Raw genomic sequence first — 25232 nt, forward strand, 5'->3', positions numbered from 1 at the left:
GGCTTGCTATACAGGACGGGCCGCCAGGCGCCGAGCGGCCCTCACTTCCCGCACCCCGTACCACTCCTCCTGGGAGGCCGTCATGCTGTCCGCCGACTCCGCCGCCGTCGTCAAGGCCACACTGCCCGCCGTGGCCGGCGCCCTCGACGAGATCACCACCCGGTTCTACGCCACGATGTTCCACGACCGGCCCGAGCTGCTGGACGGACTGTTCAACCGCGGCAACCAGGCCAGCGGCGCCCAGCGGCAGGCCCTCGCCGGGTCGATCGCCGGTTTCGCCACCGCCCTGCTCGCCGACCCGGACGCCCGGCCGGACGCGCTGCTGGCGCGGATCGCACACAAGCACACCGCGGTCGGGGTCACCGAGGACCAGTACACGATCGTCCACAAGTACCTGTTCGGTGCGATAGCCGAGGTCCTCGGCGACGCGGTCACCCCGCAGGTGGCCGCCGCCTGGGACGAGGTCTACTGGCTGATGGCCGGTGCGCTCATCGCCCAGGAGGCCCGCATCTACCAGGAGGCCGGGGTGGCGCCCGGCGAGATCTGGCGGCCGTGGACCGTGGTCGAACGCCGCGAGGAGACCGCGGACGTGGTCTCCTTCCTGCTCCGCCCCGCCGACGGCCGTCCGGCCCCGGCGGCGAGAGCGGGACAGTACGTCAGCATCCGGATGCGGATGCCCGACGGTGTGCACCAGCTGCGCCAGTACAGCCTGTCCTCGGACCCCGGCGGCGACCTGCGCCGCATCACCGTCAAGCGGGTCGCCGGCACCCCGGAGGGCGAGGTGTCGAACCTGCTCCACCGCAAGGTGCGCCCCGGACACCAGCTCACCCTGTCCGCGCCCTTCGGCGACGTCGTCCTCGACGAGGCCGGCACTCCCCTGGTCCTCGTCTCCGCGGGCATCGGCTGCACCCCCATGGTCGGCATGCTCGCCCGGCTCGCCGCGACCGGCGCCATCCGCCCCGTCCTCGTCCTGCACGCGGACGCCTCCCCCGACGACCACGCGCTGCGCGCCGAGACCCGCGAACTGACGGCCCGACTCCCGCACGCGGACACCGTGTTCTGGTACGAGCGCCCCGGTACCGCCGAACCCGGCGCCCGCACCGGCCTGATGGACCTCGACGGCGTGGCCGTACCCGCCGACGCCACCGTCTACCTGTGCGGCCCGGTCCCGTTCATGCGCGCGGTCCGCACCCAACTGCTGGGCCTGGGCGTGCGGCCGAGCCGGATCCACTACGAGGTGTTCGGCCCCGACCTGTGGCTGCCGGACGCGGTCTGACACCCCCTGCCGACACCGCGAACTGAGAGGAACCGGTGGGATGTTGCAGCCTTCGAGAGAACAGAACGAACAGACTCCGGCGGCCGGCGGACACGTCTCCGGCCGGGCGTGGACCATGCTGGCGCTCGCCACGCTGGGCTTCGCCGTGAACTTCTGGGCCTGGGCCCTGCTCAGCCCGCTCGGTCCCCGGTTCAAGGACACCCTGCACCTGACCTCCTTCCAGCAGTCGCTGCTGGTGGCCGTGCCGGTGGTGGTCGGCTCGCTGGGCCGTGTCCCGGTCGGCGCGCTGACGGACCGGTTCGGCGGGCGGGTCATGTTCCCGCTGGTGTCGGCGGCCACCGTGGTCCCGGTGCTCTACCTGGGCCTGGCCGGACACGGCTCGTTGACCGCCCTGCTGGCGGGAGGCTTCTTCCTCGGCATCGGCGGCACCGCGTTCGCCGTCGGTGTGCCGTTCGTCAGCGCCTGGTTCCCGCCCGAGCGGCGCGGACTGGCCATCGGGATCTTCGGCGCCGGTATGGGCGGCACCGCAATCAGCGCGCTCACCACCGTGAAGCTGGTCGACGCGCACGGCACGGCCGGCCCGTTCCTGATCAGCGCCGGTGTGCTGGCCGTCTACGCGGTCATGGCGGCGATCGTCCTGCGGGACGCGCCCGGCCGTACCGTCCCCACCGAGCCGCTGGCCCGTCGGCTGGCCGCCACACTGCGGCTCGGGGTCACCTGGCAGGCGTCGGCGCTGTACGCGGTCGCCTTCGGCGGTTATGTGGCCTTCTCCGTCTACCTGCCGACGTACCTCAGGACCGGCTACGGCCTCGCCCAGGCCGACGCGGCCGACCGGATGGCCGGGTTCGTGCTGCTGGCGGTGGCGATGCGGCCGCTCGGCGGCTGGCTCTCGGACCGGTTCGGCCCGGTCGACGTGCTGGGCGGCTCGCTGGCCCTGGTGTTCGCCGGAGCCGTCACGCTGGCGTTCACGCCCGGCCTGGTACCGGTCGGCACGGTCGCCTTCCTGGCGATGGGGGCCGCGCTCGGCGCGGGCAGCGGTGCCGTGTTCGCCCTGGTGGCCCTGCTGGCCCCGGCGAACAAGGTCGGCTCGGTCACCGGCGTCGTCGGTGCCGCGGGCGGCCTGGGCGGGTTCGTCCCGCCGCTGCTGATGGGCTCGCTGTACGGCACGTACGGCTCGTACGCCATCGGTCTGGTGCTGCTCTCGGCGGTCGCGGCCGGGGCGCTCACCTTCACCGGGACGGGCGTCCGCCACGCCGTGGGCCGGCGCCGGCCCGCGCGGCAGAGCTGAGCGCCGGAACCGAGCGGCAGAACTGGAAGGGAGCACGTCATGTGTGAGTACTGCGGATGCCAGGCAGTGGCGAGCATCGGCGAACTGACCCGGGAACACGAGGAGGTCGTGACGCTCATCGGCCGGGTGCGGGACGCCTGGCGGGACCGGGAGATCGTGCGGATGGCCGAGCTCGCCCGGGAGATGGCCGCGATCCTCGGCCCGCACACCCAGGTGGAGGAACAGGGGCTGTTCCCGGCGCTCGCCGGGGAGTTCCCCGAGAAGATCGAGGCGCTGCGGCAGGAGCACCGCCGGATCGACGCGGTGCTGGCCGAGGCGGACGGCCCGTTCCTGACCGACCCCGGCTGGCCGGAACGGCTCATCACCGCGGTCGGCCTGCTGCGCGAGCACATCCTCAAGGAACAGGACGGTGTCTTCCCGGCCGCCCTGGCGCTGCTGGACCCCGGGCAGTGGGAGGCCGTGGAGGCGGTGCGCGCCCGCCTCGGCGCGCAGGCGCCGGAGCCGTCCGCCTGAGGCGGGGCGGTCGTCCGCCTCTCGTACCATCGCCCGCCCGGTGCCGAGCGCACCGGGCGGGCGATGACGCGTGCGACGCGGCTTCTCAGGACCTGAGGTCCACTCCGTGGACCGACAGTCCGCCGACGAGTTCCCGGCCGGCCACCAGCTCGGGCTCGATCCGCAGGAAGACCTCCTGGGGCCAGGGCCCCCAGGAGCGCGGACCGGTCCGCAACAGCCGTTCGTGGTCGGCCTGTTCGGTGACCAGGCGGGCCGGTCCGGTGACGATGACGCTCCAGCCGGAGTGCGCCCCCGCGTCGACCTCGTCGGCCTCGAAGGCGACCACCGAACCGTCGACCGCGCGGACGAGTTCGGAGGTGGCCGAGGTACGTACGACCACTGCCTCACCGTCGAGGGCGAAGTTGACCGGGAGCACCGCCGGCAGGGCCTGGCGGGTGTGGACGACCCGGCCGACGGGAGCCAGCGCCAGCAGGCGCAGGCACTCGCTCCGGTCCAGTTCGCGGAACCCTTCGTCGGCGTACATCAGCCGTACTTCCTCTGCGGTCGTGGGGACGGGGCCGTCACACGGAGATCCGGCGCCCGGTGACCGTGTCCGGCTCGATCCGCACCCAGACGTCCCGGTCGCCGCCCGCCCAGGGCTCGCTGTGGGCCCGCTCGTCGAGCCGGTGTGTCTCGTCGGGGTCCGCGACGGTCAGCGCGGGACCGCGTACGAGCACGCTCCAGCCCGAGCTGAAGGCGTCGTCGATCCGGTCGACCTCGAAGGCCACCTGGTGACCGGCGGCCAGCGACGGCGTCGTACCGGAGGCCGTGCGGAAGACGATCGAACCGTCGACGACGCTGTAGTTGACCGGCACGATGACCGGCCCCGAATCGGTCGACAGCGCGATTCTCCCGACCCCGTGCGTGCCGAGGAGGGAGTCGCACTCGTCGGGGTCCAGCTCGGCGAACTCCGCGCCGTGCACGGCCTGTTCCGGGCCGGGCGGCAGGTTCGCGGTTCCACCGGTGAGCTGCGACAACGTCGTCTCCAGGGCCGCGGCCAAGCCGAGCAGGGTGCCCCGCTGCGGTGCGGCGCCGGGGTGCTCCTCCAGGTGCTTCAGATAGTTGGCCGCCACCCCCGCACGGGCGGCCGCCTCCTCCCGGGTCAGCCCCAGTTCCGTGCGCCGGGCGGCGAGGCGGCGCCCCAGGTCGCCCAGGGGCCGTCCGCCCGTCGGCCCGACGCCGGTCGGTGTTCGTTCGGGCATGGCCGTCACGTCCTTTCCTCGAGGCCGGCCGTGAGGGTGCTGTCGCCACCCGCGCCGGATTTGCCCCGTAAGTCCAGCCTGCCCCACCCGCACGAACCCCGCTTGGGCCGGTCGGGCCCCCCGTGCCGGGCCGGGCGGCAGCGCGGTCACCCGGGTTCCGGGACGATGACGACGGGGCAGGCGGAGTGGTGCAGCACCCCGTGGACGACCCGGCTCAGCTGGAGCCCGAAGTGTCCGGGGCGGCGCCTGGCTCCGACGACCAGGAGACCGGCGCCCTGGGAGGCGTCCACCAGTACGGTCCGGGTACGGCCCTCGACCGTACGGCGCCGCGACTCGACGCCGGCGGGGGCGTCCCGGAGGGCCTCCTCCAGGGCCTCCACCGCCTGCCGCTCGTGCAGCCGGGCGGGCTCTCCGGCCAGCAGGGGGTGATCGGTGGTCTCGTACGCGGGGCAGCGCCAGGCCCGTACGGCCTCCACCGGCACGCCCCGCCGCCGCGCCTCCTCGAAGGCGAAGCGCACCGCCGCCGAGCCGGCCGGCTTCTCCCCGACGCCCACGACGACCCGGCCGTGGGCTCCGGCAGCGGCACCGGCACCGGCCCGGTCGCCGAGGTCGCCGCGTACGACGACGGTCGGGCAGTGCGCGTGCCCGGCGACCGTCAGGCTCACGGAGCCCAGCAGGGCCGCGGCGAGGCCGCTGCGGCCCCGGGCGCCCGTCACCAGCAGGGAAGCCTCCTGGCTCTCCCGCACCAGCGCGTACTCGGGTTCCTCGGGCAGTACGGCGGTGGAGACCCGCACATCGGGACGCCGGCCCCGGGCGCGCCGGGCCGCGCTCTCGACGATGTCCTCGGCCATGATCTCCTCGGACGGCTTGTGCAGGTCCTCGGCGAGGTGGCCGCCCTCGTAGCGCTCCCACAGCGAGGCGTACACCAGGCGCAGCGGCGCTCCGCGTACGGCAGCCTCGTCGGCCGCCCAGTCGACGGCCCGCAGGCCGGTCCCGGAGCCGTCGACGCCGACGACGATCGGCAGGATCATCGCCCTCACCGCCCCGCGGCGAGGTCGAAGACGATCCGGGCCCTGACCTCGCCGCGCAGCACCTCGTCGATGCATTCGTTGACCGAGTCCAGCGGGCGGGTCTCGCAGATGACCTTGGTCTGTCCGGCGGCGTGCAGCTGGAAGACCTCGGCGAGGTCCTGCCGGGTGCCGACGATGGAGCCGATCACGCTGGTGCCGTTCAGGACGGTGTCGAAGATCGGGACCCGGACGGTGCCGTGCGCGGGCAGGGCGACCATGACAAGCTTGCCGCCGCGCCGCAGACCGGCGTTGACCGCCTCGAAGGCCGCGTCATTGACCGCGAGCGCGATCGCCGCGTGCGCGCCGCCGTGCTGCCTGAGGACCTCGCCGACGTCCTCCTTGCGGGCGTCGATCACGAGGTCGGCGCCGAGTGAGGTGGCGAGCTCCAGCTTGTCGTCGGTGACGTCGATCGCCGCGACGGTGGCCCCGGCGATCTTCGCGTACTGCACCGCGAGATGGCCGAGGCCGCCGATCCCGGAGACCGCGACCAGCTGGGCGGGCCGGACACCTGCGACCTTGAGCGCCTTGTACGTGGTGACACCGGCGCAGGTCAGCGGGGCGGCGTCGACGGCGCTGACCCCCTCGGGCACGGGCTGGGCGAAGTCGGCCCAGGCCAGCATCTTCTCCGCGTACCCGCCGTCGCAGCCGTAGCCGGTGTTGATCTGCTGCTCGCACAGCGTCTCCCAGCCGGACAGGCAGTGCTCGCACCGCCCGCAGGCCTTGCCCAGCCACGGCACGGCGACCCGCTGCCCGACGCTCAGGTGGGTCACCCCGGCCCCGAGCTTCTCGACGAGGCCGACGCCCTCGTGGCCGGGCACGAACGGCGGGTCCGGCTTGACGGGCCAGTCACCGTGGGCGGCATGGATGTCGGTGTGGCACAGCCCCGAGGCCTCGACCCGGACACGGACCTGTCCGGGGCCGGGCTCGGGGTCGGGGCGGTCCTCGATGACGAGGGGCTCACCGAAAGCTCGTACGACCGCTGCCTTCATCGTGTCTGCTCCTTCGCAGTGGGTCGGTCATCTGGCGCCTCCTACCTTCGTGCGGGCGGGCTGCCGGCCACCGGATGCCGAAGGTCGCTGCCACCAGGGCTGAACGGCCCTGTGTCCGGGGCCGTCGGGGTGGGTGCCCGGGGACACGGGGGGGGGCCGGCCGGTGCCGTATCTGCCGTGGACGGTCCCGGACGCCGTGGACGGTCCCGGACGCCGTGTCCGGTCCCGGACGCCGTGTCCGGAGCACCGTGCCCGGGGCCCTGTCCGGGGACCCCGGGCCCAGACCCGCGGTCCCGTGGAGCAGTTCGGGAAGCCGTCCGGGAAGCCGTCGCGGCGCGGTCGTGCGGGCGGTCGGAGCCGGGTGGCCCGCGCGCAGGGCCGGGTGGCCCATGGTCCGGCGGTGGGCGTCGGAGACACGCTGGCCATGGCCGTTTCCACACCTTGTCGGGAGGCACGCCATGACCACCACCAGCACCCCCACGCCCAGCATGCTGCGGGCACTGCCCGCCGAGCAACGCGAGCGGCTCCTGCGCGTCGCCCGCGAGGTGAGCTTCCCGCAGGGCGCGCGGCTGTTCGAGGAGGGTGGCCGGGCCGACCGGTTCTGGATCATCCGCACCGGCACGGTCGAACTCGACATGCACATCCCCGGCCGCCGCTCCGCGGTCATCGAGACCCTCCGGCACAACGAGCTCGTCGGCTGGTCCTGGCTGTTCAGTCCGCACGCCTGGCACCTGGGGGCCGAGGCGGCGACCCCGGTGCGGGCCTACGAGTTCGACGCCACCGCCGTCCGCCTCATGTGCCAGGAGGACCCGGCCCTGGGCAACGCCGTCGCCCAGTGGGTCGGCGACGTACTCGCCCACCGCCTCCACGCCGCCCGCACCCGGCTGCTGGACCTGTACGCCCCGTACGGCGCCGGCAGCCACGTCTGAGCAGAAGACCGCCGTGGGGATCCGCCGTGGGGATCCGCCGTGGGGATCCGCCGTGGGGATCGTGCCCCGCCTCCGGTACTGGGCCGGTCGGCCCTAGTACATCCGGGTCCGGCGGGCGATGATCGTGTTCACGGGCAGCCCTTTGCCCGATCGCCACCAGGGAACAGGGGGTCGTCATGGCCGAGGCGCGCACCTTCACGGAGCAGGATCCGATCCGTGTCTTCCTGCTCGACGACCACGAGGTCGTACGACGCGGCATCACCGACCTGCTCGACGCCGAACCGGACATCTCCGTGGTCGGCGACGCGGACAGCGTCGCGCACGCCCTCGTCCGCGGTCCGGCGCTGCGCCCCCATGTCGCGGTCCTCGACGTACGGCTCCCGGACGGCGACGGGATCACGGTCTGCCGGGAGCTGCGCAGCCAGATGCCGGAGCTGGCCTGTCTGATGCTGACGTCGTTCGACGACGACGACGCCCTGCTGGACGCGATCATGGCCGGGGCCTCGGGCTACGTCCTCAAGCAGATCAAGGGCTCCGACCTGGTCTCGGCGGTCCGCACGGTCGCCTCCGGACAGTCCATGCTGGACCCCGCGACCACGGCCCGTCTGATGCGCTCGCTGCGCGCCGACCCGGCCGAGACCCCCGCCGTCGCCCCCGAGCTGGCGAGCCTGTCGCCCCGTGAGCGCGACATCCTCGCCCTGATCGGCGACGGCCTGACCAACCGCGAGATCGGCAAGAAGCTGTACCTCTCGGAGAAGACCGTCAAGAACCACATCTCCCGCCTCCTGGCCAAGCTCGGCGTCCAGCGCCGCGTCCAGGCGGCCGTCCTCGCCTCCCACCTGGACCAGCCGGACCCCGGCAACCGCACCACGGGCTGAACACCGCCCCGCCTCCGCTGCCCCGCCTCCACCGTCCGGCGACGAGCCATCGACGTACGGGGGTCATCACCTTCGGGTGGTGACCCCCGTTCTCGTGTTCGCCCGTGGCGGCCGGCCATCGCCGACCATCCCCTCTCCGTCCCCTCTCCGTCCCAGCGGTGATCCGTCCTCGCAGGTCAGGGACGCGTGACCGTCCCGGCGTCCCAATCCGGGCCGGCGCGGCCGGGCTTCGGGACAGCCGCTGCCAGCATGATCCGTGCCGGGGGCTCCCGGCCGAGTCACAGGAGGGGGAACACAGATGGGACGGAGGGCGCTTCTGCGGGGCCTGACCCTTGCCGTGGCGGCGGTCCTGCCCCTGTACGGGCCCGCCGCGGCAGGGGCGGCCCAGGCCGCGGCCACCGCGGTCGCGGTCTGCGGGCACACCGGCGAACAGCCCACGCTGCAGCGGGGATCGACGGGGGATCCGACGGTCGAGGCGCAGTGCGAACTCGATCTGGCGACGAAGCCGAGCCGGTACACGCCGATCGCGGCGGACGGCTCGTTCGGGGCGGCGACGGAGACCCGGGTCAAGGAGTTCCAGGCGTGTGCCGGGCTGACCCCGGACGGTGTGCTCGGCCCACTGACCTGGGCGGCGCTGAACACCTGGGCCGCCGCGCCGCACACCTGCGCGACCCAGGGCACATCGGCCACGGCGCAGGCCACCGTGTGCGGCCACACCGACACCCGCCCGACCCTGCAGAAGGGCGCGAACGGCGTCGAGGTCAAGGAGCTGCAGTGCCGACTGAACCTGGCGATGGAGCCGTTCCACTATCCGCCGCTGACGATCGACGGCGACTTCGGGGGCGGCACCGAGGCCCGGGTCATCGAGCTCCAGAGCTGCGCCGGCCTCGGTACGGACGGCGTCGTGGGCCCCAACACCTGGGCGAAACTGGTGGACTGGTCCAGCCGTAACACGTACTGCACACCACCGCGCCCCGCCGGCTACCCGATCGACGGCCTGGACACGGCCGAGTACCAGCACCCCGACGGCGCGCCGATCGACTGGAACGCCGTACGGGCCTCGGGTGTCGAGTTCGCGACGGTCAAGGCCACCCGGGGCCTGAACGTCACCGACGAGTACCTGGCCACCGACCTGGAGGCGGCCAGGACGGCGGGGCTGGCCGTCGCGCCGTACCACTTCTACACGGGCTCGGCGCCCGACACCGGTGCCGCGCAGGCCGACCGGTTCATCGCCGCGGTGCGGGCGACCGGCTACACCGGACAGCGCGCGGGCGACCTGCCGCCGGTGTTCGACCTGGAACGCATGGACGACGGCACCGGCCGCTGCCCCGTCTACGGCACGGTGGACGACATCAAGGCCTGGCTCGACCGGGTGGAGGCCGCTTTCGGCCGCACCCCGATCATCTACACCCAGAAGTCCTTCCTGGACGACTGCCTGGATTCGACCACGGCCTTCGCCGGGTATCCGCTGCAACTGGCGGACTACCGCCAGTCGATCACCCGGCCGCCGCTGCCGGACGGCGCGACGACCTGGACGGTGTGGCAGTACACCGACGCCGCGCTGTTCCCGGGCATCGAGGCACCGGCGACCGGGGACGTGTTCAACGGCACCCAGGCGGACCTGGACCGGCTGGCCAACCGCTGATCCCGGCGGGCCCCTTCGGCTCGCCGGGCCCCGCCGGGCCGAAGGGGCCTCCCACCGACCGCTCACCGCACCGCCGTTCCGAAAGGACCACGATGGCTTCCTCCTTCCGCTCCGTCGACCGCCGCACCATGCTGCGCGGCACACTGGCCGCCGGTGCCGGCATCGCGTTCGGCCCGTTGCTGTTCCCTGGCACCGCACAGGCCTATGCGTGGTCGCGCACCCTGACGCAGGGTGACAGCGGTGCGGATGTGACCGAGTTGCAGATCAGGGTCGCGGGCTGGGCCGCGGACAGCGCCGGTCACAGCAGGGTCGGCATCGACGGGGACTTCGGCCCCGGTACGGCGGCGGCCGTGCGCCGGTTCCAGACCGCGTACGGTCTCGCCGACGACGGCAGCGTCGGGCCGCTGACCCAGGGAAAGCTGAACGCCCTTGAGCAGTCGGACGGTTCCACCGCCCACTTCGACTGGAGCGAGTTCGCCGACCGGTCCAGCGGCACCTTCGACGGCGGCAAGCTGAGCGCGTCGGCGGTGAAGGAGAACGTCCGGCGCTGCATGTACAAGCTGGAGGCGCTCCGCAAGAAGCTGGGCGACAAGCCGGTCACGGTCAACTCCGGCTTCCGCAGCATCGCGCACAACGCCGACATCGGCGGGGCCGCCGACAGCATGCACCTGTACGGCACCGCGGCCGACCTGGACGTGCCCGGCGTGGCCAACAAGACCGTCTACCAGAAGGCGGAGACCTGCGGGTTCTCCGGGCTGGAGACGTACAGCACCGACCACCAGCACGTGGACAGCCGGGCCGACCTCGGCCGTGACTGGTGGTGGGAGGACGGCACGATCTGATGCCGTCGCTGTCGGGGGAGTGGAGCTCCGGGTACCGCCACGGCGGTGCCCGGAGCTCCGGGCGTCAGCTCTTCGGTGTGTTCTTCAGCGCCGCCTCGCAGGAGGGCCAGTCGTGGAAGTCGTGCCTGACGCTCCACAGCCGGTGGGCCGCCTTGATGTTCCAGTCCGGGTCGAACGCGCGCAGCGGTGTGCCGTCGAGGTCGCGCAGCCGGGCGTCGGAAATCTGGAACACGCCCCAGTTGCGGCTGCCGTTGGTGTTGGGCAGCACGTACAACGGGTCGAGGAACGACGCACAGCGGGCGACGGCCACGGCCGTGTCGGGATCCTCGACGAACACCGCACGGATCCGCTTCGCCACCTCGGCCGGCGACCAGGTCGTCATGCTCACCTTCTGCGCGTAGAGCGCCTTCTTGGTGGCGTCGTCGGCCACACTGGTGGCCGGCAGCCCCGCCAGCACCTGGAACGCGGTCAGCCGGCGCAGGGTCTCCGGCCCGAAGTCCCCGTCGACGGCGAGCTTGCCCTTCGCCCGCGCCAGCAGGGTCTGGACCTCACGCACGCACGCGTCGTGCTGCCCCATGCTCACCGTCGTGCAGGCCGGGGAGTACAGCAGCCGGTCACCGGCCGCCGGTGCGGCACCGCCGGCGCTCCGGCCGGGCAGCCACACGAAGCCGACGACCAGCACCACCGCGGCCACGGTGGCCAGGATCGCGAAACGGGAGGACACCTTCCCGGCCAGCCGGGACCGCCACGGCTTCCGTGCCTCGCCCGGGATGGCCTCCGGCGGAGTGACCTCCGACGGGGTGACGTCATCCGACAGCGGTTCCGGTTCGGCTTCGGGTTCGCGCTCCGGTTCCGGTTCGGGTTCGCGCTCCGGTGCGTGCTCCGGTTCGGGTTCCGGGTTCTTCTCGGCGGTCTCGGCAGCCGGTGCGTCCCGGTCGGTGTCCGCCAGTGCCCACAGCCGGTGGAGTTCGCGGAGCTCCTCCGCGTCGGCACCGCACACCTTGGCGAAGGAGTGCACCACCCGGTAGTCGGACGGGACGCTGAGGCCGGAGCAGTACCGGTGCAGACTGGAACCGCTGACGCCCGCCTCCTTGCCGAGGCGGTCGTAGCCCCGGCCGCTGCGGTCCTTCAGCATCCGAAGGCGGGCGGCGAACTTCTCGGTATGCGGAGAGGCAACCACACATCCACCCTTGCTCAGCCCTCTACTGACGGGTAGAAGCTACACGGCGGGCAAGGTGTGCGTACGCCCTTTCACTGCCCTGATTCGACCGTCAATTGCCTTTCCCGAGGCGCAATTTGACAGGTCGTCAATACCGTCAGTGCAGTGCGTCCGAGAGCCGTACGAACGTATGGCCGGAAGCCAGCAGCCGGGGTACGGCGGCGGAGATGCCCCGGGCCGTGCCGCCCTCGGGGTGGTTCATGTGGCAGATGACGACGGAGCCGGCGGTCGCGGCCCCGACGGTCGTACGGACCTGCTCGGGGCTGAAGGTGGCCCCCGCGTCACCGTTGACCGAGAAGCCGGCGAACCGCTCGCCCAGCGCGGTGACGATCCTGGCCGCGACGTCGTCGCAGTACGCGGTGCCGGAGCGGAAGAAACGCGGGGGGCTGCCCAGCAGCCGGGTGAGCTTCGCCCGGTTGCCGGCGATCTCGTCGTAGACCTCGGCGGCGCTGCGGGTGCCGGGGATGCCGTAGGCGGAGCGGCCGGTGACGGAGAGGGGGAGGTGGCGGGTGCCGTGGTTGGCGATCTCGAAGAGCGGCTCGGCGGCCAGTTCGCGGAAGACGGCCGGATTGGCGTCGATCCAGCGGGAGTTGAGGAACAGGGTCGCCGGTACCTCGCGCTTGCGCAGGAAGTCGATCAGGGCACGGTCGTAGCCGCTGCCGCCCCGGCCGCCGCAGGCGTCGAAGGTCAGCGCGATCCCCTGATGGCCGGCGGGCAGCCGGTGCACCACGCCGGGCGCGTCGAAGCCCCAGGTGTGGGGCACGGCGTGACCGTACCGGGTGATGATCTCGGCGCGGGTGACGGCGGGCAGACCGGCCGGCGTGGCCGTGGCCGAGGGCGACGCAGCGGCGGAGACGGCGGGCGACGGACCGTCGCCGGAGCCGGAGGCGGGCGAGGGGGAGGCCATCGTCGCCGCCCCGGTCCCCTTCGTCGATGCCGCGCAGCCGGCCAGGGCTCCCCCGGCCAAAGCCGCCAGCACCATCCGCCGACTCGTTCCCATTCGTTCCTCCACCTGCCCGAACCAACCGCGGCCATGCTAGGCGGCACGCCGCCGCAGCCCGCCCGCACACGGGACAAGCGTTGCCCAACAATCCTTTGTTGATCATTTGCCCCGCCGGACCGAACCACTCCACGCCGACGACACGTCGGTCCATCCGTCGTCCGACATCACCGGCGGGCAAAGACCACACCGGGAAAAGGGAGGAAGCCATGGGGGAGCACTCCGAGGCCCAGGAGCGGATCGGCATCGACCACGTCCTCGCCCCGGGCTTCTGACCGGCACGCCCGTTCCTCGGCTACGGTGACAGGAGTTCTGTCGTACTCAGGCCAGGGTGGTGATGCAGAACGGGTGGCCGGCGGGGTCCAGCAGGACCCTCCACCGATCGGGCTGCGGCTGCGCCGGGGGCTCTACGGCGCCGAGGGCCAGTAGCCGGGCCTGGGCGGCGTCCAGGTCGTCGACCCCCAGTTCGAGGTGGGCCCGCTTCTCGCGAGCGGGGTCCGGCCAGGTGGGGCGCTGGTAGCCGGCCAGCCGGGAGAAGCCCAGTCCGGCCGAGCCCTCCTGACCGAGCAGGATGAAGTCGTCGCCGGAGTAGCGGACAGGGAGGCCGAGGGCCTCGCCGTAGAAGCGCGCCAGCTCGGCGGGGTCCGGGCAGTCGAACGTGACGGCCGCGTAGCGGATGGCGGGCGCGGATGTGGTTTCGGTGCTCATGGGGAAGACGCTAGGACGGGACCAGGACAGGTGCTGTCCTGGTCGGGAGAGAAAGTTCGGGATGTGATCAGCACCTCTGCCCGCCTGCTGCGACTGGTCTCGTTGCTGTCCTCGCGGCCGTCGTGGACGTGCCGCGAGCTGGCCGGACGGATGGAGGTCACCGAGCGCACCGTCCGCCGGGACATCGCCAGGCTGCGGGAGCTCGGCTACGGCGTCGAGTCGGAGCCCGGTCCGTGGGGTGGCTACCGGCTGGGCGGCGGCACCCGGGTGCCGCCGCTGGTCCTCGACGACGAGGAGGCACTCGCCGTGGCCGTCGCCCTGCGCGAAGCCGCGTTCAGCGGGGTCCTCGGCAGCGACCAGGCCTCGCTGTCCGCGCTGCTGAAGCTGCGTCAGGGGCTGCCTCCGCGGATCGCGGACCGGCTGGGCGAGCTGGACGGCGCGTTCGTGCACACCCACAGGCAGGACGAACGGCAGATCGCGCCGGGGATGCTGCTGGAACTGGCCACCGTGTGCCGCCGGAGCGAGCGCACCCGCCTGTCGTACCGGGACCGGGAAGGAACCGCCACCGTCCGGGACGTCGACCCCTACCGGCTCGTACGCGCAGGGCGCCGCTGGTACTTCGTCGCCCGGGACGTGACGCGGGACGAGTGGCGGACGTTCCGCGCCGACCGGGTGACGCAGGTACAGCCGACCGGGCAGGTGGTGGAACTCCTCGACCCGCCCGACCCGGCGATCCTCGTCTCGCGAGGCATCGCCGGCAGCACGTACCCGCTCTATGTGACGGTCCGTCTCCCACTGCCCCTGGACCGGGCGTTGCGGCTGGTCCCGCCCACGGTCGGCACCCACCGGCCCGACGGCCCAGGGCACACCGTCGTCGAGATCGGCGGCCCTGACGCGGACGGTCTGGCCGGCTACCTGCTCCGCCTGGGCACCCCGCTACGCGTTCTGTCCCCGGACGACGTGAGAGAGGCGCTGCTGCGCCGTACCCGGGAATTGTTCGAGGACAACGAGGACCCCCCGCCCTCGTAGGGGGCAGCGCCGTGTCGACGAGCTGTCGACGGAGTGCAGTCGGACTGTGGACGGCTCTCGCCAGACTGAGCTGTGTCCAGACCGGAGAACTTCCACCGGCGAACCCCCCACTCTTGGAGTGATCCAGCATGAGAAAAAGCATCATGACCGTCGTCGCCGCGGCAGTCCTGGCCGCGGGCGCGGCGATGGCCACGGCCCCTGCCGCGGGCGCCGCACCCGCCGGCCCGGCCCGCGCGGACGCCGCCGGGACCGGCACCCCCGGGCAGTCCGTGGACCGCGACGTCCGGCGGATACCCGCGGCGCTGAAGGCGGCGGACGTGATCTACAGCGACGGCTGCTCCAGCACCACACTGCCGATCGTCTGCAAGATCACCGAGCCGGTCGTCACCCAGCACGAGACGACGTACCCCTTCTCCTTCCTTCCCGGCGACCACGTCACGGTGGACGCCGGAGGCTGTGTGCAGACCGGCGGCCACGGACTGACCTGGAAGCGGTACGTCGACCCGGCGTCCGACAACGACCTCTACCACGGCCTGATCACCATTCCCGGCGCGACGGGTGACCTGGTGCGGCTGGTGAACGTGGTCGGCCGGCCGTACGTGGTCGGAGGTCGCGGAGGCAGCCTCAAGCTGGGCTACGAGGACGACGGCTACTCCGACAACGGTTACACCGCACACGACAACGGCACCGGGGACCAGTGCAAGAACTCCGTGAACGCGTGGGTGCAGATCGTCGTTTCCTGATCGCGGGACGGTCGGTGCCGGGGCGGGGACCCGCTCGTCACCCCCGACCGGCACCACTCCCCCGACCGGCAGCACTCGGCCGGCCGTCACTGCAGGACCGTCGAACCGACCACGGCCGTCGAACCGATGACGGCCGTCCCCTGCAGTGAGGACCGCCCCGCCCCGCTCAGCGAGGGATCATGCCGCAGGATCCGGGAATGCACCGCGCGGAGCGCCGGTGAGGGCTCGACCCCGTGTTCCTCCCTGAGCAGGGCCCGCGCCACGCGAAACACTCCCAGCGCGTCGGCCTGCCGTCCCAGGCGGTAGAGCGCGATCATCAACTGACCCCACAGCAGTTCCCGGGTGGGGTGCGCCCGCACCAGCACCTCCAGTTCGGCGGCGGCCTGCGCGTCGAGTCCCAGAGCGAGCGCGGACTCGATCCGGGCCTCCGTCGCCGACAACCGCAGTCGCTCCAGCTGTTCCGACTTCGCGGCGATCCCCGGAAGATGGCCGAACTCGGCGAAGGCATCGCCCCGCCACAGGCCGAGCGCCGCGGTCAGTCTCTCGAACGCGAGCCGGGGCTGTGCCCCCAGCGCCTGCTGCCCCGAGGTCACCAGGCGCTGGAACCGCGCGGCGTCGACGAAGCCCGGGTCCACGCGCAGTTCGTAGCCCGGCGACCGGGTGACCAGCGCCGTCGCCGCGTCGGCGCCGGCGACGTGGCGCAGGGCCGCGCGCAGCCTCGACACATACGTGCGCACTGTGCGGTGCGCGTCCCGCGGCGGGAGCGGCCCCCACAGCTCGTCGACCAGGGCCCCCACACTCACCGTCCTCCCGGGCACGGCGGCGAGCTGGGCGAGGACGCCCTGCGGCTGAGGACCGCCCAGATCGACGGGCCGGCCGTGCACAACGGCTTCCAGCGGTCCCAGTACGCGCACTTCCAGCCCGGAACTTTCCCCCGTGGTCATCCTCGCCCCTTCCTCGCGGTCGGCGTGTCCGTGATCCGGCGAGTGGATCGGACAGGTGCGCCAGGGAGCCTGGTCCGCGGCACCGCGATTGTCATGCCCTGTTCCACCCAGTGGTCCACGGCGGGCGGCCGCGTGCCGACCGTCTTCGCACCGGCCAGACAGTCGCATGGGCGTGGACCAGGGGCGCGGAGGCGTCGGTTTCGCCGACGGTGAGCAGGGCCGTACGGGCAGTGCCGCCCTGCTCTCCGCGACCTCGTGGGGACCGTCCCCGCAACGGCAGTCGGGCTTGTGCGACCGCATCCTGTGGACCTGCCGGTGACGACCGCCGAGATCGAGTTCCGCCGAGGCGCGCCACTGGCCGAACTCGAAGTAGTCGGCGGCGACGACCGGCGGCCCGTCGGCGACTGCGCGTGCACAGCATTCGTCCCCGATCTCGACGAACCGGCGTCGTACCGGATCGGCGGACAGCTCGGCGGAGACGCGCCACCCAGGACCGCCGCTCACCCAGTGCATCGAACACCTCGCAGCGCGCCGCGAAAGCGCACCGCCCTGGCGGGGCCGTTCTTGAGTACCACCGTCGATGTCGACGGCGATCGGCATCAGGTCGCCTCGTCCGACTCGGCCCGCATCCAGGCGTGCCCGCCGTCAGGGCGACAGGGCAGCCTCCGCGCGGGACACGGCGACCTCCAGTACGGTCAGCAGCGCGTCACGGACCGAGCCCGTCTTCCGTGCGTCGAAGACGATCAGGGGTACGTGCTCGGCGATGTCCAGCGCCCACCGCACTTCCTCCAGGTCGTGTTCGACCTCCCCGTCGAAGGCGTTGACGGCGACCGCGAAGGGCACGTTCCTGTGCTCGAAGTAGTCCACCGCCGCATAACAGTCGTCGAGTCGGCGGGTGTCCACGATGACCAGGCTGCCGAGGGCGCCCTCCACCAGGTCGTCCCACATGAAGCCGAACCGGTCCTGCCCCGGGGTGCCGAACAGGTACAGCTTCAGTGTCGGGTCGATGGTGACGCGGCCGAAGTCCATGGCGACCGTGGTGGTGGTCTTGCCCGGGGTGTGGGTGAGGTCGTCCACTCCCGCCGCGACCTCGGTGATCGCGGCCTCCGTGGTCAGCGGCCGTATCTCCGATATCGAGGCCACGGTCGTGGTCTTGCCGACTCCGAAGCCGCCGGCGATGACCAGCTTGACCGGTGTCGGAGGCTGTTCAGCTGGTGTCACGGAGTGTGTCCCGTGAGTCGGGAACGGCACGGAGACCATCGATAACCCTTCGCAGTACGGAGAGATCCTGGGCGATCGCGGCGTTCGGCCGATGGACCGCGAGATGCCCGGCGGCACACAGGTCCTCGACCAGCACCCGCACCACGTTGAGGTGCAGTCGCAGCCCGGCGGCCAGTTCCGCCACCGACAGCGGTCGTCGGCCGGCCGCGACGATGTCCTGGTGTTCGAAAGTGAGCGAGGAAAGGGCCAGGAGCCCGGCCGAGGTCGACACCACCTGGGCCTCCACCGGCATCGGCGGGGCGTTACCGCCTGCCGACACCCGGCCGGCGGTCAGCAGGAACGGCCGGATCGCGGGGGCGCGGCGACGCGGCTCCGGCGAGACCTCACCGTCCCCTGCTGCCTCGTGCGGTGGTCCGACGACGGACATCACGATCCCTTCAGACATGCCTGCACGCGTGCCCCCGGCCCGGGGAAGGTCAGTGCGCCGACGCCGCGCCGACACTGTTCTTCAGCTCCAGCACCAGTTGGGGAGTGAGCGCGGCCCCGGCCCGTTTGGCGAAGAGGGTCATCGCGTAGGCGATGTTGCCCAGCTTCACGGCCTCGGAGGTCACGATGCCGAGGACGGCGCCGGCTCCGATGGCCGACACCAGCACATGGCCGTGCTCCAGGTCGAGGATGACCTTGTTGAGGCGGCCGAGACCGTAGTTTCCGGATGCGCCCGCGGCGAGACTCGTCAGACCGGCCACGATCGCGGCGAGTCGTTCGGAGTCGGCCTGGTCGCGCCGCTGGGAGGCGGCGATCAGCAGGCCGTCGGACGACACCGCGATGGCGTCGGACACACCGGCGGTATCTGTGGCGAACCGTTCCAGCAGCCAGGTGAAATCGGCCGCGGCGGCGCGCAGGTCGGTCGGTTCCGGCTGCTCGGAACTCATGTCAGCTGTCGGCGTGGCCACTGCCCGGCTCCTTCTGGGATTTCTGGTGCTGAGATGGTGCGGGCTCGGTCGGAGCATGGTCGTAGTCGTGCTCCGCCTGGAGTACCGCGGCTTCGAACTCGTCGAGTTCCGAACGGACGGCCTCGGCGTCCAGGGGCTGCCGTTCGGCCGACGATGTCCGGTCGGCAGGGGCGGCCGTCCGGGCGAGTGTCGCTCCCCGCTCGCGCCGGCGCAGCGGCCGGGAGGGACGAGGTGACGGCGTTCCGTCCGGGGCGGGGGTTCGCTCCGCGTCGGTCCGCGCGACGGTCTCCGCCACGCCGGCCGGCCCGGCGCCGACGGGGGGCGCGACGCGCCGGGGGAGCTCACCGCGCTGCGCGGGAGCCCCCGGCCGCTGCGGGGGGACCGCGGGGGCGGCGGCCGGCGGGGGCGCCGGTACCGGCCCGGTGGCCCCCTTCCCCGTCCTCGCCGGGAACGGCGTCACGTTCGCGACCGGGCCCGCGGTCACGGGCTCCGGGAGGTCCACGGGGCTCACGTCCGAGAGGAGCGCGGCGGGCACCCACACGGTGGCGGTGACGCCGCCGCCCGGCGTACGGATCAGGGTCACCCGCACATCCCAGCGCCGGGCGAGGCTCCCGACCACGAAGAGACCCAGCACCTCGGTCGGCGCGAGATCCAGCCTTTCCCGGCGGATCAGCCGGGCGTTCTCCTCGGCGAGGCGTTCGGCGTCCATGCCGAGGCCGTGGTCGATGATCTCGATCAGGGCCCCGCCGTCCTCGGTGACGTCGGTGCCGGGGCGGAGCACCACCTCGACGGATGTGTGGGAGGGGGAGAACGCGACCGCGTTCTCCAGCAGTTCGGCGAACATCAGCGTCAGGTCACCGATGATGTCGGGCACGACGGTGACCTCCGTCCCGGACCGCAAGGAGACCCGCTCATAACCCTCGATCTGGGCGAGTGACGCCCGGATGACGTCGGCCAGGGGGGTCGGCCGGGACTCGATGCCGCTCTCCCGGATGCCGGCGAGCAGCATCAGGCTGTCCGCGTTGCGCTGGAGGCGTACGGCGATGTGGTCGATGCGGTACAGCTGTTCGAGGAGTTCGAGGTTGGTCTCCTCGCGTTCCAGCGCATCGATCAGGAACAGCTGACGGGTCGTCAGGATGCTCACCCGGTGACCGACGTTGCCGAACATCTCGGCGACGTTGCGGCGGCTCAGCACCTGGCGCTCCAGCAACTGCGCGGCGGTCACCTGCACTTGGTTGAACACCTCGGCCAGTCCGCCGATCTCGTCCCGCACCGGGACGGGGATCGGCCGCGGCTGCAGCGGGGTGGTGTCGTCGGACTCGTCGTCCGCGACCCGGGCCAGTTCCTCGCCCGCCACGTCGACCACCTGCTGGGCGGCGCCGGTCAGGGCCACCAGGGGACGTACGACCGAGCGCCGGACCAGGACACAGAAGGCCAGCCAGACGGTGAAGCCGAGAACGGCCAGACCGAGCAGGTACAGCGCGTCCCGCAGGGCTCCCTCGGAGGCGGTGTCGGCCTCGGCCGCGGTCTGCTCGATCAACGACCGGGTGATGCCGAGGCGGGTCCCGGACTGGCGCGTCCCGGCGGCGATCTCCGTGCGCAGTTGCGCGGGCGTCTTGCCCTGCAGGGCACCGGGATCGATCTGCAGCTGCGCGAACTGGGCCTCGACCCCGTTCTGTTCGGCGCTGCGCTCGATGCCCTCCATGGTCAGCACCTGGGCGGGTGCGGCGATCTGCTGGAACCGGCGCGACTGCTGGTCGTAGAGGGCATGGGCGGCGACCGCGCGGCTGTACTCGTTGAGGGCGTTGGCGTCACGGGTCTGCGCGGAGAACACCGCGCTCTCGAAGGACGCGTGGGCGGCGTCGGCGCGCAGTTCCGTGTCGAGAAGTGCCGTGACCGTGGACGACGAAGTGCCGGAGTAACCCTCCAGACCGATGCCGTCGATCAGGTAGTCGACCGCGGAAGCGTACGCGGGGTCGATGTCGGCGACGGCGACGTAGCCCCGTTCCAGCCTGTCGCGCAGGACCCCGAGACGGCGGATGTAGTCGAGCGCCTGCACCTCCTCGGGCGGCAGGCCGGAGGCGAACGCCGTACGCACGGCGGCGACCTGCGCATCGGTGTTCCGCTGCGCCCGGCGGTAGTCGGCGGTCTGCGGCAGAGCGGCTCCGGGGCCGGTCTCGTCGTACTGCACGGACAGCACGAGCGCCTGCTGGTGTTCGGCCTGTACGTCGTTGATGAGCTTCGCGACCTGTTCGCTGTCGCGCACCAGTTCCGCGATCCGGCCCGCGTCCCGGGCCTGCTGGGCCTGGCCGTAGGCGGCGACTCCGAGGAGCACGCCGACCGCCGCGATGGGCGCGACCACCAGGACGTTGAGCTTGCGGCGGAAGGGCCACCGGTCGAGGAAGCCCACCGCGGCCGGACGCGGCTGCGGACTCCCGTCGGCCGTCCCCGGCGGCTCGGGGGCGGGCGGCGGGTTGCCTCTGTTCCCGGACACCCGGGCCTCCTTCGACATGGTGCTGAGCTGCGGCGGCCGCGTCGTACTGGACCGCCGGCGACCGGCAACGGACATGACGGATCCCGGAAGTTCGCCGCCTAGAGGAACGAACAGATCGCGCCATTGACCGAAACCGGCTGCGTGAGCGTAACTGCACCCTCAGCGACTGCACAGGTTTGTGATCATCAAAAATTGATCACGAAATTCTTACTGGCGGTCAACGAACCGTGACGTCTTGGCTGCGGTGGCACGCGTCGTATCGCAAGCCGTCGGCCGATGTATGGTGCCGAGCGGGGGGAATTGACGCGAACCGACCGGTTGAGCATGATCCTCGGCAGCAAGCACGCCGCCGCCCCCGTCACTCCGAGCCACCGCTCGGAATCAGCCACCATGCCGTAGTCGCCGCAGGCTGCTCCGTCCGAGGCGCGGCGGGCCCGCGGACGGATCACCCGCCGGAGCCGTCGCCAGACCCTGAAAATCCTGTCCTCACCCAGCCCTGCCTGCCCGCTCATGCCCCGTGTTGGAGACCTCGTGCACCCCACCTACAAGGCGGCCCTGACGGCGACCGCCCTCCTGGCCACCGCCACGCTCGTCGCCGGCTGCGAGAGCGGCTCCACGACCGCCGCATCCGTCAGCGCGACCTCCGACGGCTCGTCCGGACCCGGCTGCCCCAGCGCCCTCTCCCGGGCCAAGCGGGACGTCAAGGCTGCCGAGGACGTCAACGCCCCTTGGTCCGGACCGACCCGCGGGCCCGCGGCGGTCCCGGACCGGAGCATCGTCTACATCGCCCAGACGCTGACCAATCCCGGCGTGGAGGGCGTCGCGAAGGGCGTCCAGGAGGCCGCCGACATCATCGGCTGGCACGTCCGCACCATCAACGGCCAGGGCACGCAGGCAGGGCTCAGGACCGCCTTCGACCAGGCCCTCGCCCTCAAGCCCGACGGCATAGTCATCGGCGGCTTCGATCCCTCCGCCACCGCCGACCAGGTGGCGCGGGCGAACGCGGCCGGCATCCCGCTGATCGGCTGGCACGCCGTCGGCGCCCCCGGCCCCAGCGCGAACCCGAAGCTGTTCAGCAACATCACCACGAGGGTCGAGGACGTGGCGAGGCTCAGTGCCGACTGGATCATCGCGCAGTCCGACGGCCGTGCGGGCGTCGTGCTGTTCACCGACGCCACCATCCCGTTCGCCAAGCACAAGTCCGACCTGATCAGGAAGGAACTCGCCACCTGCTCCGGCGTGACGCTGCTGAGCTACGAGAACATCCCGATCTCCCAGGCCAACAGCCGTACCATCGGCAGGGTTTCCTCCCTCGCCGCCCGCTTCGGCACCAGGTGGACCTACTCCGCCGCCATCAACGACCTGTACTTCGACTACGCGGGCTCCGCCCTGCGGGCCGCCGGAAAGAACGGCGCGGGGGCCCCGTTCAACATCGGTGCCGGTGACGGCGACCCGTCGGCCTTCCAGCGCATCAACGGCAAGGAGTTCCAGGCCGCCACCGTGCCCGAACCGCTGTCCGAACAGGGGTGGCAGATCATCGACGAGTTCAACCGGGCGTTCGCGGGCAAGCCGTCCAGCGGGTACGTCGCCCCCGCCCACATCACCACCGCGGCCAACAGCGGCGGCACACCGTCCTGGGACTCCGAGGGCTACCGCGAGGCGTACCGCAAGGTGTGGGGCAAGTAGCCATGCCTGCCCTTCGACAGCGTCGCGGTGACGCGGACGGTGCTGCTCGCCCACGGCCCGACCAGCCTGTCGACCCCGCTCCCATATCGTGGATGAGCCTCCGGCCGGCCTGTCCCGATGCCGGACGCACTCCTTCGAGGAGGACGGCGAGGGCGTGACGGTGTATCGACCGCCCTTTCCCGTCCTGTCGGACGCGGCGACGCCCAGGACACTGCCGTCGGCCGCCGGCAGCTCCGGGTCGAGTCGTTCTTCACGCTGAGGCGCCGTCAGAATTCCAGGTCGCGGGCGAGGGCGGTCAACACGAGCCGGGTCTTCATCTCGCCGGTTCGCGGCAGGTCGACGCCGCGGTCGCGCAGAGCCTGTGCGAGCAGTTCCTCGGTCCTGATCGCGTCGGCGATGTCCGCACGCACCGAGACCTCGACGAAGTGCAGGTCCTTGACGGTCCACTCCTCGACGGCCACGGAGTGGGGCAGAGTGTCCCAGTCCTGCTTCCACCTGACCGCGTGCACCGGGCCGAGTGCCCTCAGGCCCTTGAGGTCTCCCTTCCCCAATGCGACCGCATCCCGCAACAGGTGGCGGTGCGGCTTGGTGAGGAGCTCGTCCAACGCCCCGCGCTCGGGCCTGAGCGCCGACTCCACGAGCTCCTCGTCGGCCTTCCGGTCGGCCTGCAGCGACGCGGACAGCAGGGGTCTGAAGGCGGGACCGGTCCGGTCCTCCTCGATCTTGAACTCCCAGCCCTCGTCCTCGTCCCCGAGGTCCTTCTGCCACTCCGGCGGCAGAGGCGGACACGGCCGCAGCTTGACCGTCATGTCCATTTCGCGCCTGTCCCCGTGGTCCTCGGAGTCCACGCGCAGGCGGAAGATGACCCCGAGCTTGAGGAAGGGCAGCGAGATGCCGTCGCCGCCCTTCCTCGGGCTGTCACAGAAGTAGATGGTGCGGCGACGGCCCTCGCCGTCCTGGAGCCCCAGCGCAGCGATCGCCCGCCGGGCCTCGTCGCCGGAATAGCTGATCCTGATTTCGGCGGCCGTGGCCGTCAGGGTCTCCACCATGACACTTTTATCGCACAGCGTAATCACCTGCGCACTCTTGGTGTCCGACCCGAATGCCATGGCCACGCCTCGAATCGCACGCCGGGCTCGGTGCCCCGTCCTCGCACCGGACCAAGACATCCACGCGGGTAGGAGTGATCCGAACCAGCGTCGGCGGAAACGGACTTGAACTCACGTGCAGCGGATTCAGCCCCGTGACCCGAAGACCTGAATCCGCACCCTTGATGAGGGGCTTCAGCGGCGGGACCGCCCGAGGAACTCTTCCGGGCGGTACGCGGCACCGCCGAGGGCGGCATGGGCCTCTCACCCGCTGGTCGATCGGCTGGTGACCCAAGTGAACATGCTTTCCACTGAGTTGACGGGGCGGGAAATCCAGGTCGTCCGGCTGATGGCGGAGGGGAACAGCAACCGTTCGATCGCGCAGTCCCTGTACCTGAGCGAGGCCACGATCAAGACGCATCTGATCCGCGTCTACCGGAAGCTCGGTGTGGACAACAGGGCGGCCGCGGTGTCCGAAGCGGTACGCCGGGGTCTGCTGGACATCACGTAGAGGCCGCGCCACCCGCCGCTCCGCCGACCACGCTGTCGCAGGGTTGGATTCAAACGACTCGGCAACACCGTCCTCCTCCACCAGAAGCCGGAAGGGCGCCGGGCGACAGGGAACGGTGTTACTGAGGAGGGCTTAGTGCTTTCTTCCGATGCAGGTTGCGCCAAGAGACCGATTCCCGCAGTGCGGACAGTCACTAGTGTCGATCTCATGAGCGACGCAGCGCGAAATACCACCCACGACCGCGCATTGGAAGCAGTCCGGGGCTACGCGAACCACGATGCCGTCGCGGTGGGGGACGCGCTGACCGGTCTGGAGGACGACCGCTGGATCGAGGTGTACGCGGTCCTGAGCGGCCTACTGCGGTCGACCATCAGCATCATGGAATTGACGGGCGAACGGTGGAAGCTGTGCCACCTGGTTCGGTATGTGGATGAGGTTTCCGCCGCGGCCCCGCCCCACTACGAGTTCGCCATCGGCGCGGCAGCACGGGCGTGGGCCGACGGAGACGAGTCGGCACTGCTCGCGATGGCGCGCCATGACCTGGTCGGGGCGGTGCACATGACGGCGGTGTTCGTGGTTGTCACGGGGCATGCGTTGTGGGGTGCGAGTGGCTTCCACGCTGTGCTCCGTGAATTCCAGGAGACCGCGGCCGAACTGGTGGAGGATCCCGCTTCCGGAATCTGACCACGTATCCGGCACTGCCGGAACCAGACTCTCGTCGGCTTCGTCGTCGATGCCACCTGCCTGCGAAGCCGGCGAGAACCCTCCTGTTGTGCGGCTGCCCGGGCCGGTGTCAGCAACGCTCTTTGCGCCAGGGGCCGGTCCGGCACCGTCGAAGTCGGGCGCCGCACCGCAGAGCTTCCCAGGTTCGGCGGTGCCGTCGAGGACGTCGGGCATCAACTCCTCGGTGAGCCGCGGCCCGGGAGGAGACCTCCGGGCCGGTCGGCACCACCCCGTAGGGCGGG

General features: G+C 71.8%; 25 protein-coding genes. 12 read left to right on the forward strand and 13 right to left on the reverse strand.

Annotated elements, in window-relative coordinates; genetic code table 11:
- Window positions 1–82 precede the first annotated feature (82 nt).
- Genes ACIRR9_RS12350 through ACIRR9_RS12360 form a run of 3 tightly spaced genes read left to right on the forward strand, consistent with a single transcriptional unit; the run spans window position 83 to window position 3077 of the window.
- Complete coding sequence (locus ACIRR9_RS12350) at window positions 83–1276, forward strand: globin domain-containing protein (RefSeq protein WP_403750390.1); 1194 nt, start codon at window positions 83–85, stop codon at window positions 1274–1276.
- A 40-nt stretch (window positions 1277–1316) separates the two neighbouring features.
- Window positions 1317–2564 (forward strand): nitrate/nitrite transporter, encoded by a 1248-nt coding sequence (locus tag ACIRR9_RS12355; RefSeq protein ID WP_403750392.1) that lies wholly within the window; start codon window positions 1317–1319, stop codon window positions 2562–2564.
- 39 nt (window positions 2565–2603) lie between these two features.
- Window positions 2604–3077 carry a hemerythrin domain-containing protein gene (locus ACIRR9_RS12360; protein ID WP_403750394.1) on the forward strand — a complete coding sequence of 158 codons (474 nt, stop codon included), beginning with the start codon at window positions 2604–2606 and terminating at the stop codon, window positions 3075–3077.
- An 85-nt stretch (window positions 3078–3162) separates the two neighbouring features.
- Here ACIRR9_RS12360 and ACIRR9_RS12365 read toward each other — a convergent pair whose 3' ends face one another.
- The 4 genes from ACIRR9_RS12365 to adhP form a co-directional block, all read right to left on the reverse strand.
- Window positions 3163–3600 (reverse strand): pyridoxamine 5'-phosphate oxidase family protein, encoded by a 438-nt coding sequence (locus ACIRR9_RS12365; RefSeq protein WP_403750397.1) that lies wholly within the window; start codon window positions 3598–3600, stop codon window positions 3163–3165.
- Between the two features lie 37 nt (window positions 3601–3637).
- Window positions 3638–4318: a pyridoxamine 5'-phosphate oxidase family protein gene (locus ACIRR9_RS12370; RefSeq protein ID WP_403750400.1), complete on the reverse strand. Its 681-nt coding sequence runs from the start codon at window positions 4316–4318 to the stop codon at window positions 3638–3640.
- 146 nt (window positions 4319–4464) lie between these two features.
- Window positions 4465–5349 carry a universal stress protein gene (locus ACIRR9_RS12375; RefSeq protein WP_403750402.1) on the reverse strand — a complete coding sequence of 295 codons (885 nt, stop codon included), beginning with the start codon at window positions 5347–5349 and terminating at the stop codon, window positions 4465–4467.
- A gap of 5 nt (window positions 5350–5354) precedes the next feature.
- Window positions 5355–6377, reverse strand: a complete 1023-nt coding sequence (adhP, locus tag ACIRR9_RS12380) for an alcohol dehydrogenase AdhP (protein WP_403750404.1) — start codon at window positions 6375–6377, stop codon at window positions 5355–5357.
- Between the two features lie 458 nt (window positions 6378–6835).
- On the opposite strand from adhP, the gene ACIRR9_RS12385 reads away from it, so the two are divergent.
- From ACIRR9_RS12385 to ACIRR9_RS12400, 4 genes are all read left to right on the forward strand, one after another.
- Window positions 6836–7306 (forward strand): Crp/Fnr family transcriptional regulator, encoded by a 471-nt coding sequence (locus ACIRR9_RS12385; protein WP_403750406.1) that lies wholly within the window; start codon window positions 6836–6838, stop codon window positions 7304–7306.
- Window positions 7307–7482: 176 nt separating this feature from the next.
- Window positions 7483–8184, forward strand: coding sequence for a response regulator transcription factor (locus ACIRR9_RS12390; protein WP_365348990.1), 702 nt, complete (start codon window positions 7483–7485; stop codon window positions 8182–8184).
- A 298-nt stretch (window positions 8185–8482) separates the two neighbouring features.
- The gene (locus ACIRR9_RS12395; RefSeq protein WP_403750410.1) at window positions 8483–9829 is read left to right on the forward strand and encodes a GH25 family lysozyme; all 1347 of its coding nucleotides are present in this window, start codon (window positions 8483–8485) and stop codon (window positions 9827–9829) included.
- 92 nt (window positions 9830–9921) lie between these two features.
- Window positions 9922–10671: a D-Ala-D-Ala carboxypeptidase family metallohydrolase gene (locus ACIRR9_RS12400; RefSeq protein ID WP_403750413.1), complete on the forward strand. Its 750-nt coding sequence runs from the start codon at window positions 9922–9924 to the stop codon at window positions 10669–10671.
- A gap of 64 nt (window positions 10672–10735) precedes the next feature.
- On the opposite strand, the gene ACIRR9_RS12405 is transcribed toward ACIRR9_RS12400, so the two are convergent.
- The 3 genes from ACIRR9_RS12405 to ACIRR9_RS12415 all read right to left on the reverse strand — a co-directional run bounded on the left by ACIRR9_RS12405 (window position 10736) and on the right by ACIRR9_RS12415 (window position 13598).
- On the reverse strand, window positions 10736–11851 hold the full coding sequence (locus tag ACIRR9_RS12405; protein WP_403750416.1) for a helix-turn-helix domain-containing protein: 1116 nt from the start codon (window positions 11849–11851) through the stop codon (window positions 10736–10738).
- 136 nt (window positions 11852–11987) lie between these two features.
- Complete coding sequence (locus ACIRR9_RS12410; RefSeq protein WP_403750419.1) at window positions 11988–12890, reverse strand: polysaccharide deacetylase family protein; 903 nt, start codon at window positions 12888–12890, stop codon at window positions 11988–11990.
- A 321-nt stretch (window positions 12891–13211) separates the two neighbouring features.
- On the reverse strand, window positions 13212–13598 hold the full coding sequence (locus ACIRR9_RS12415; RefSeq protein ID WP_403750421.1) for a VOC family protein: 387 nt from the start codon (window positions 13596–13598) through the stop codon (window positions 13212–13214).
- Between the two features lie 63 nt (window positions 13599–13661).
- On the opposite strand from ACIRR9_RS12415, the gene ACIRR9_RS12420 reads away from it, so the two are divergent.
- Together ACIRR9_RS12420 and ACIRR9_RS12425 are read left to right on the forward strand one after the other, a co-directional pair.
- Window positions 13662–14627: a helix-turn-helix transcriptional regulator gene (locus ACIRR9_RS12420; RefSeq protein WP_403750424.1), complete on the forward strand. Its 966-nt coding sequence runs from the start codon at window positions 13662–13664 to the stop codon at window positions 14625–14627.
- A 128-nt stretch (window positions 14628–14755) separates the two neighbouring features.
- The gene (locus tag ACIRR9_RS12425) at window positions 14756–15370 is read left to right on the forward strand and encodes a hypothetical protein (protein ID WP_365349004.1); all 615 of its coding nucleotides are present in this window, start codon (window positions 14756–14758) and stop codon (window positions 15368–15370) included.
- An 86-nt stretch (window positions 15371–15456) separates the two neighbouring features.
- On the opposite strand, the gene ACIRR9_RS12430 is transcribed toward ACIRR9_RS12425, so the two are convergent.
- The 5 genes from ACIRR9_RS12430 to ACIRR9_RS12450 form a co-directional block, all read right to left on the reverse strand.
- Window positions 15457–16314, reverse strand: coding sequence for a BTAD domain-containing putative transcriptional regulator (locus ACIRR9_RS12430; protein WP_403750427.1), 858 nt, complete (start codon window positions 16312–16314; stop codon window positions 15457–15459).
- A 645-nt stretch (window positions 16315–16959) separates the two neighbouring features.
- On the reverse strand, window positions 16960–17574 hold the full coding sequence (locus tag ACIRR9_RS12435) for an ATP/GTP-binding protein (RefSeq protein ID WP_365349010.1): 615 nt from the start codon (window positions 17572–17574) through the stop codon (window positions 16960–16962).
- Complete coding sequence (locus ACIRR9_RS12440; RefSeq protein WP_403252255.1) at window positions 17522–17980, reverse strand: DUF742 domain-containing protein; 459 nt, start codon at window positions 17978–17980, stop codon at window positions 17522–17524. The genes ACIRR9_RS12435 and ACIRR9_RS12440 overlap by 53 nt, the downstream gene beginning before the upstream one ends.
- A gap of 31 nt (window positions 17981–18011) precedes the next feature.
- The gene (locus ACIRR9_RS12445; protein WP_365349054.1) at window positions 18012–18467 is read right to left on the reverse strand and encodes a roadblock/LC7 domain-containing protein; all 456 of its coding nucleotides are present in this window, start codon (window positions 18465–18467) and stop codon (window positions 18012–18014) included.
- A gap of 1 nt (window position 18468) precedes the next feature.
- Window positions 18469–21000 (reverse strand): ATP-binding protein, encoded by a 2532-nt coding sequence (locus ACIRR9_RS12450; RefSeq protein ID WP_403750549.1) that lies wholly within the window; start codon window positions 20998–21000, stop codon window positions 18469–18471.
- A gap of 513 nt (window positions 21001–21513) precedes the next feature.
- Here ACIRR9_RS12450 and ACIRR9_RS12455 point away from each other — a divergent pair.
- Window positions 21514–22668, forward strand: coding sequence for a substrate-binding domain-containing protein (locus ACIRR9_RS12455; RefSeq protein ID WP_403750429.1), 1155 nt, complete (start codon window positions 21514–21516; stop codon window positions 22666–22668).
- A gap of 266 nt (window positions 22669–22934) precedes the next feature.
- On the opposite strand, the gene ACIRR9_RS12460 is transcribed toward ACIRR9_RS12455, so the two are convergent.
- A complete protein-coding gene (locus tag ACIRR9_RS12460) occupies window positions 22935–23717 on the reverse strand; it encodes a hypothetical protein (protein ID WP_403750431.1) in 783 nt (260 codons plus the stop codon).
- 340 nt (window positions 23718–24057) lie between these two features.
- Between ACIRR9_RS12460 and ACIRR9_RS12465 the strand changes: the two genes are divergently transcribed.
- Both ACIRR9_RS12465 and ACIRR9_RS12470 read left to right on the forward strand, forming a co-directional pair.
- Entirely contained in the window at window positions 24058–24267 is a 210-nt protein-coding gene (locus ACIRR9_RS12465; RefSeq protein WP_403750433.1) for a response regulator transcription factor, read from the forward strand.
- Window positions 24268–24474: 207 nt separating this feature from the next.
- Window positions 24475–24951: a hypothetical protein gene (locus tag ACIRR9_RS12470; RefSeq protein ID WP_403750435.1), complete on the forward strand. Its 477-nt coding sequence runs from the start codon at window positions 24475–24477 to the stop codon at window positions 24949–24951.
- Window positions 24952–25232 lie beyond the last annotated feature (281 nt).

It is taken from the genome of Streptomyces sp. NPDC101234 (assembly GCF_044767525.1).
GTDB lineage: Bacteria > Actinomycetota > Actinomycetes > Streptomycetales > Streptomycetaceae > Streptomyces > Streptomyces sasae.

Excerpts from the sequence above, each read along its gene's own strand:
- ACIRR9_RS12350 (WP_403750390.1), top strand. The coding sequence starts at position 83 with ATGCTGTCCGCCGACTCCGCCGCCGTCGTCAAGGCCACACTGCCCGCC.
- ACIRR9_RS12355 (WP_403750392.1), top strand. The coding sequence starts at position 1,317 with ATGTTGCAGCCTTCGAGAGAACAGAACGAACAGACTCCGGCGGCCGGC.
- ACIRR9_RS12360 (WP_403750394.1), top strand. The coding sequence starts at position 2,604 with ATGTGTGAGTACTGCGGATGCCAGGCAGTGGCGAGCATCGGCGAACTG.
- ACIRR9_RS12365 (WP_403750397.1), bottom strand. The coding sequence starts at position 3,600 with ATGTACGCCGACGAAGGGTTCCGCGAACTGGACCGGAGCGAGTGCCTG.
- ACIRR9_RS12370 (WP_403750400.1), bottom strand. The coding sequence starts at position 4,318 with ATGCCCGAACGAACACCGACCGGCGTCGGGCCGACGGGCGGACGGCCC.
- ACIRR9_RS12375 (WP_403750402.1), bottom strand. The coding sequence starts at position 5,349 with ATGATCCTGCCGATCGTCGTCGGCGTCGACGGCTCCGGGACCGGCCTG.
- adhP (WP_403750404.1), bottom strand. The coding sequence starts at position 6,377 with ATGAAGGCAGCGGTCGTACGAGCTTTCGGTGAGCCCCTCGTCATCGAG.
- ACIRR9_RS12385 (WP_403750406.1), top strand. The coding sequence starts at position 6,836 with ATGACCACCACCAGCACCCCCACGCCCAGCATGCTGCGGGCACTGCCC.
- ACIRR9_RS12390 (WP_365348990.1), top strand. The coding sequence starts at position 7,483 with ATGGCCGAGGCGCGCACCTTCACGGAGCAGGATCCGATCCGTGTCTTC.
- ACIRR9_RS12395 (WP_403750410.1), top strand. The coding sequence starts at position 8,483 with ATGGGACGGAGGGCGCTTCTGCGGGGCCTGACCCTTGCCGTGGCGGCG.
- ACIRR9_RS12400 (WP_403750413.1), top strand. The coding sequence starts at position 9,922 with ATGGCTTCCTCCTTCCGCTCCGTCGACCGCCGCACCATGCTGCGCGGC.
- ACIRR9_RS12410 (WP_403750419.1), bottom strand. The coding sequence starts at position 12,890 with ATGGGAACGAGTCGGCGGATGGTGCTGGCGGCTTTGGCCGGGGGAGCC.
- ACIRR9_RS12415 (WP_403750421.1), bottom strand. The coding sequence starts at position 13,598 with ATGAGCACCGAAACCACATCCGCGCCCGCCATCCGCTACGCGGCCGTC.
- ACIRR9_RS12425 (WP_365349004.1), top strand. The coding sequence starts at position 14,756 with ATGAGAAAAAGCATCATGACCGTCGTCGCCGCGGCAGTCCTGGCCGCG.
- ACIRR9_RS12430 (WP_403750427.1), bottom strand. The coding sequence starts at position 16,314 with ATGACCACGGGGGAAAGTTCCGGGCTGGAAGTGCGCGTACTGGGACCG.
- ACIRR9_RS12435 (WP_365349010.1), bottom strand. The coding sequence starts at position 17,574 with ATGGTCTCCGTGCCGTTCCCGACTCACGGGACACACTCCGTGACACCA.
- ACIRR9_RS12440 (WP_403252255.1), bottom strand. The coding sequence starts at position 17,980 with ATGTCTGAAGGGATCGTGATGTCCGTCGTCGGACCACCGCACGAGGCA.
- ACIRR9_RS12445 (WP_365349054.1), bottom strand. The coding sequence starts at position 18,467 with ATGAGTTCCGAGCAGCCGGAACCGACCGACCTGCGCGCCGCCGCGGCC.
- ACIRR9_RS12450 (WP_403750549.1), bottom strand. The coding sequence starts at position 21,000 with ATGTCGAAGGAGGCCCGGGTGTCCGGGAACAGAGGCAACCCGCCGCCC.
- ACIRR9_RS12460 (WP_403750431.1), bottom strand. The coding sequence starts at position 23,717 with ATGGTGGAGACCCTGACGGCCACGGCCGCCGAAATCAGGATCAGCTAT.
- ACIRR9_RS12465 (WP_403750433.1), top strand. The coding sequence starts at position 24,058 with ATGCTTTCCACTGAGTTGACGGGGCGGGAAATCCAGGTCGTCCGGCTG.
- ACIRR9_RS12470 (WP_403750435.1), top strand. The coding sequence starts at position 24,475 with ATGAGCGACGCAGCGCGAAATACCACCCACGACCGCGCATTGGAAGCA.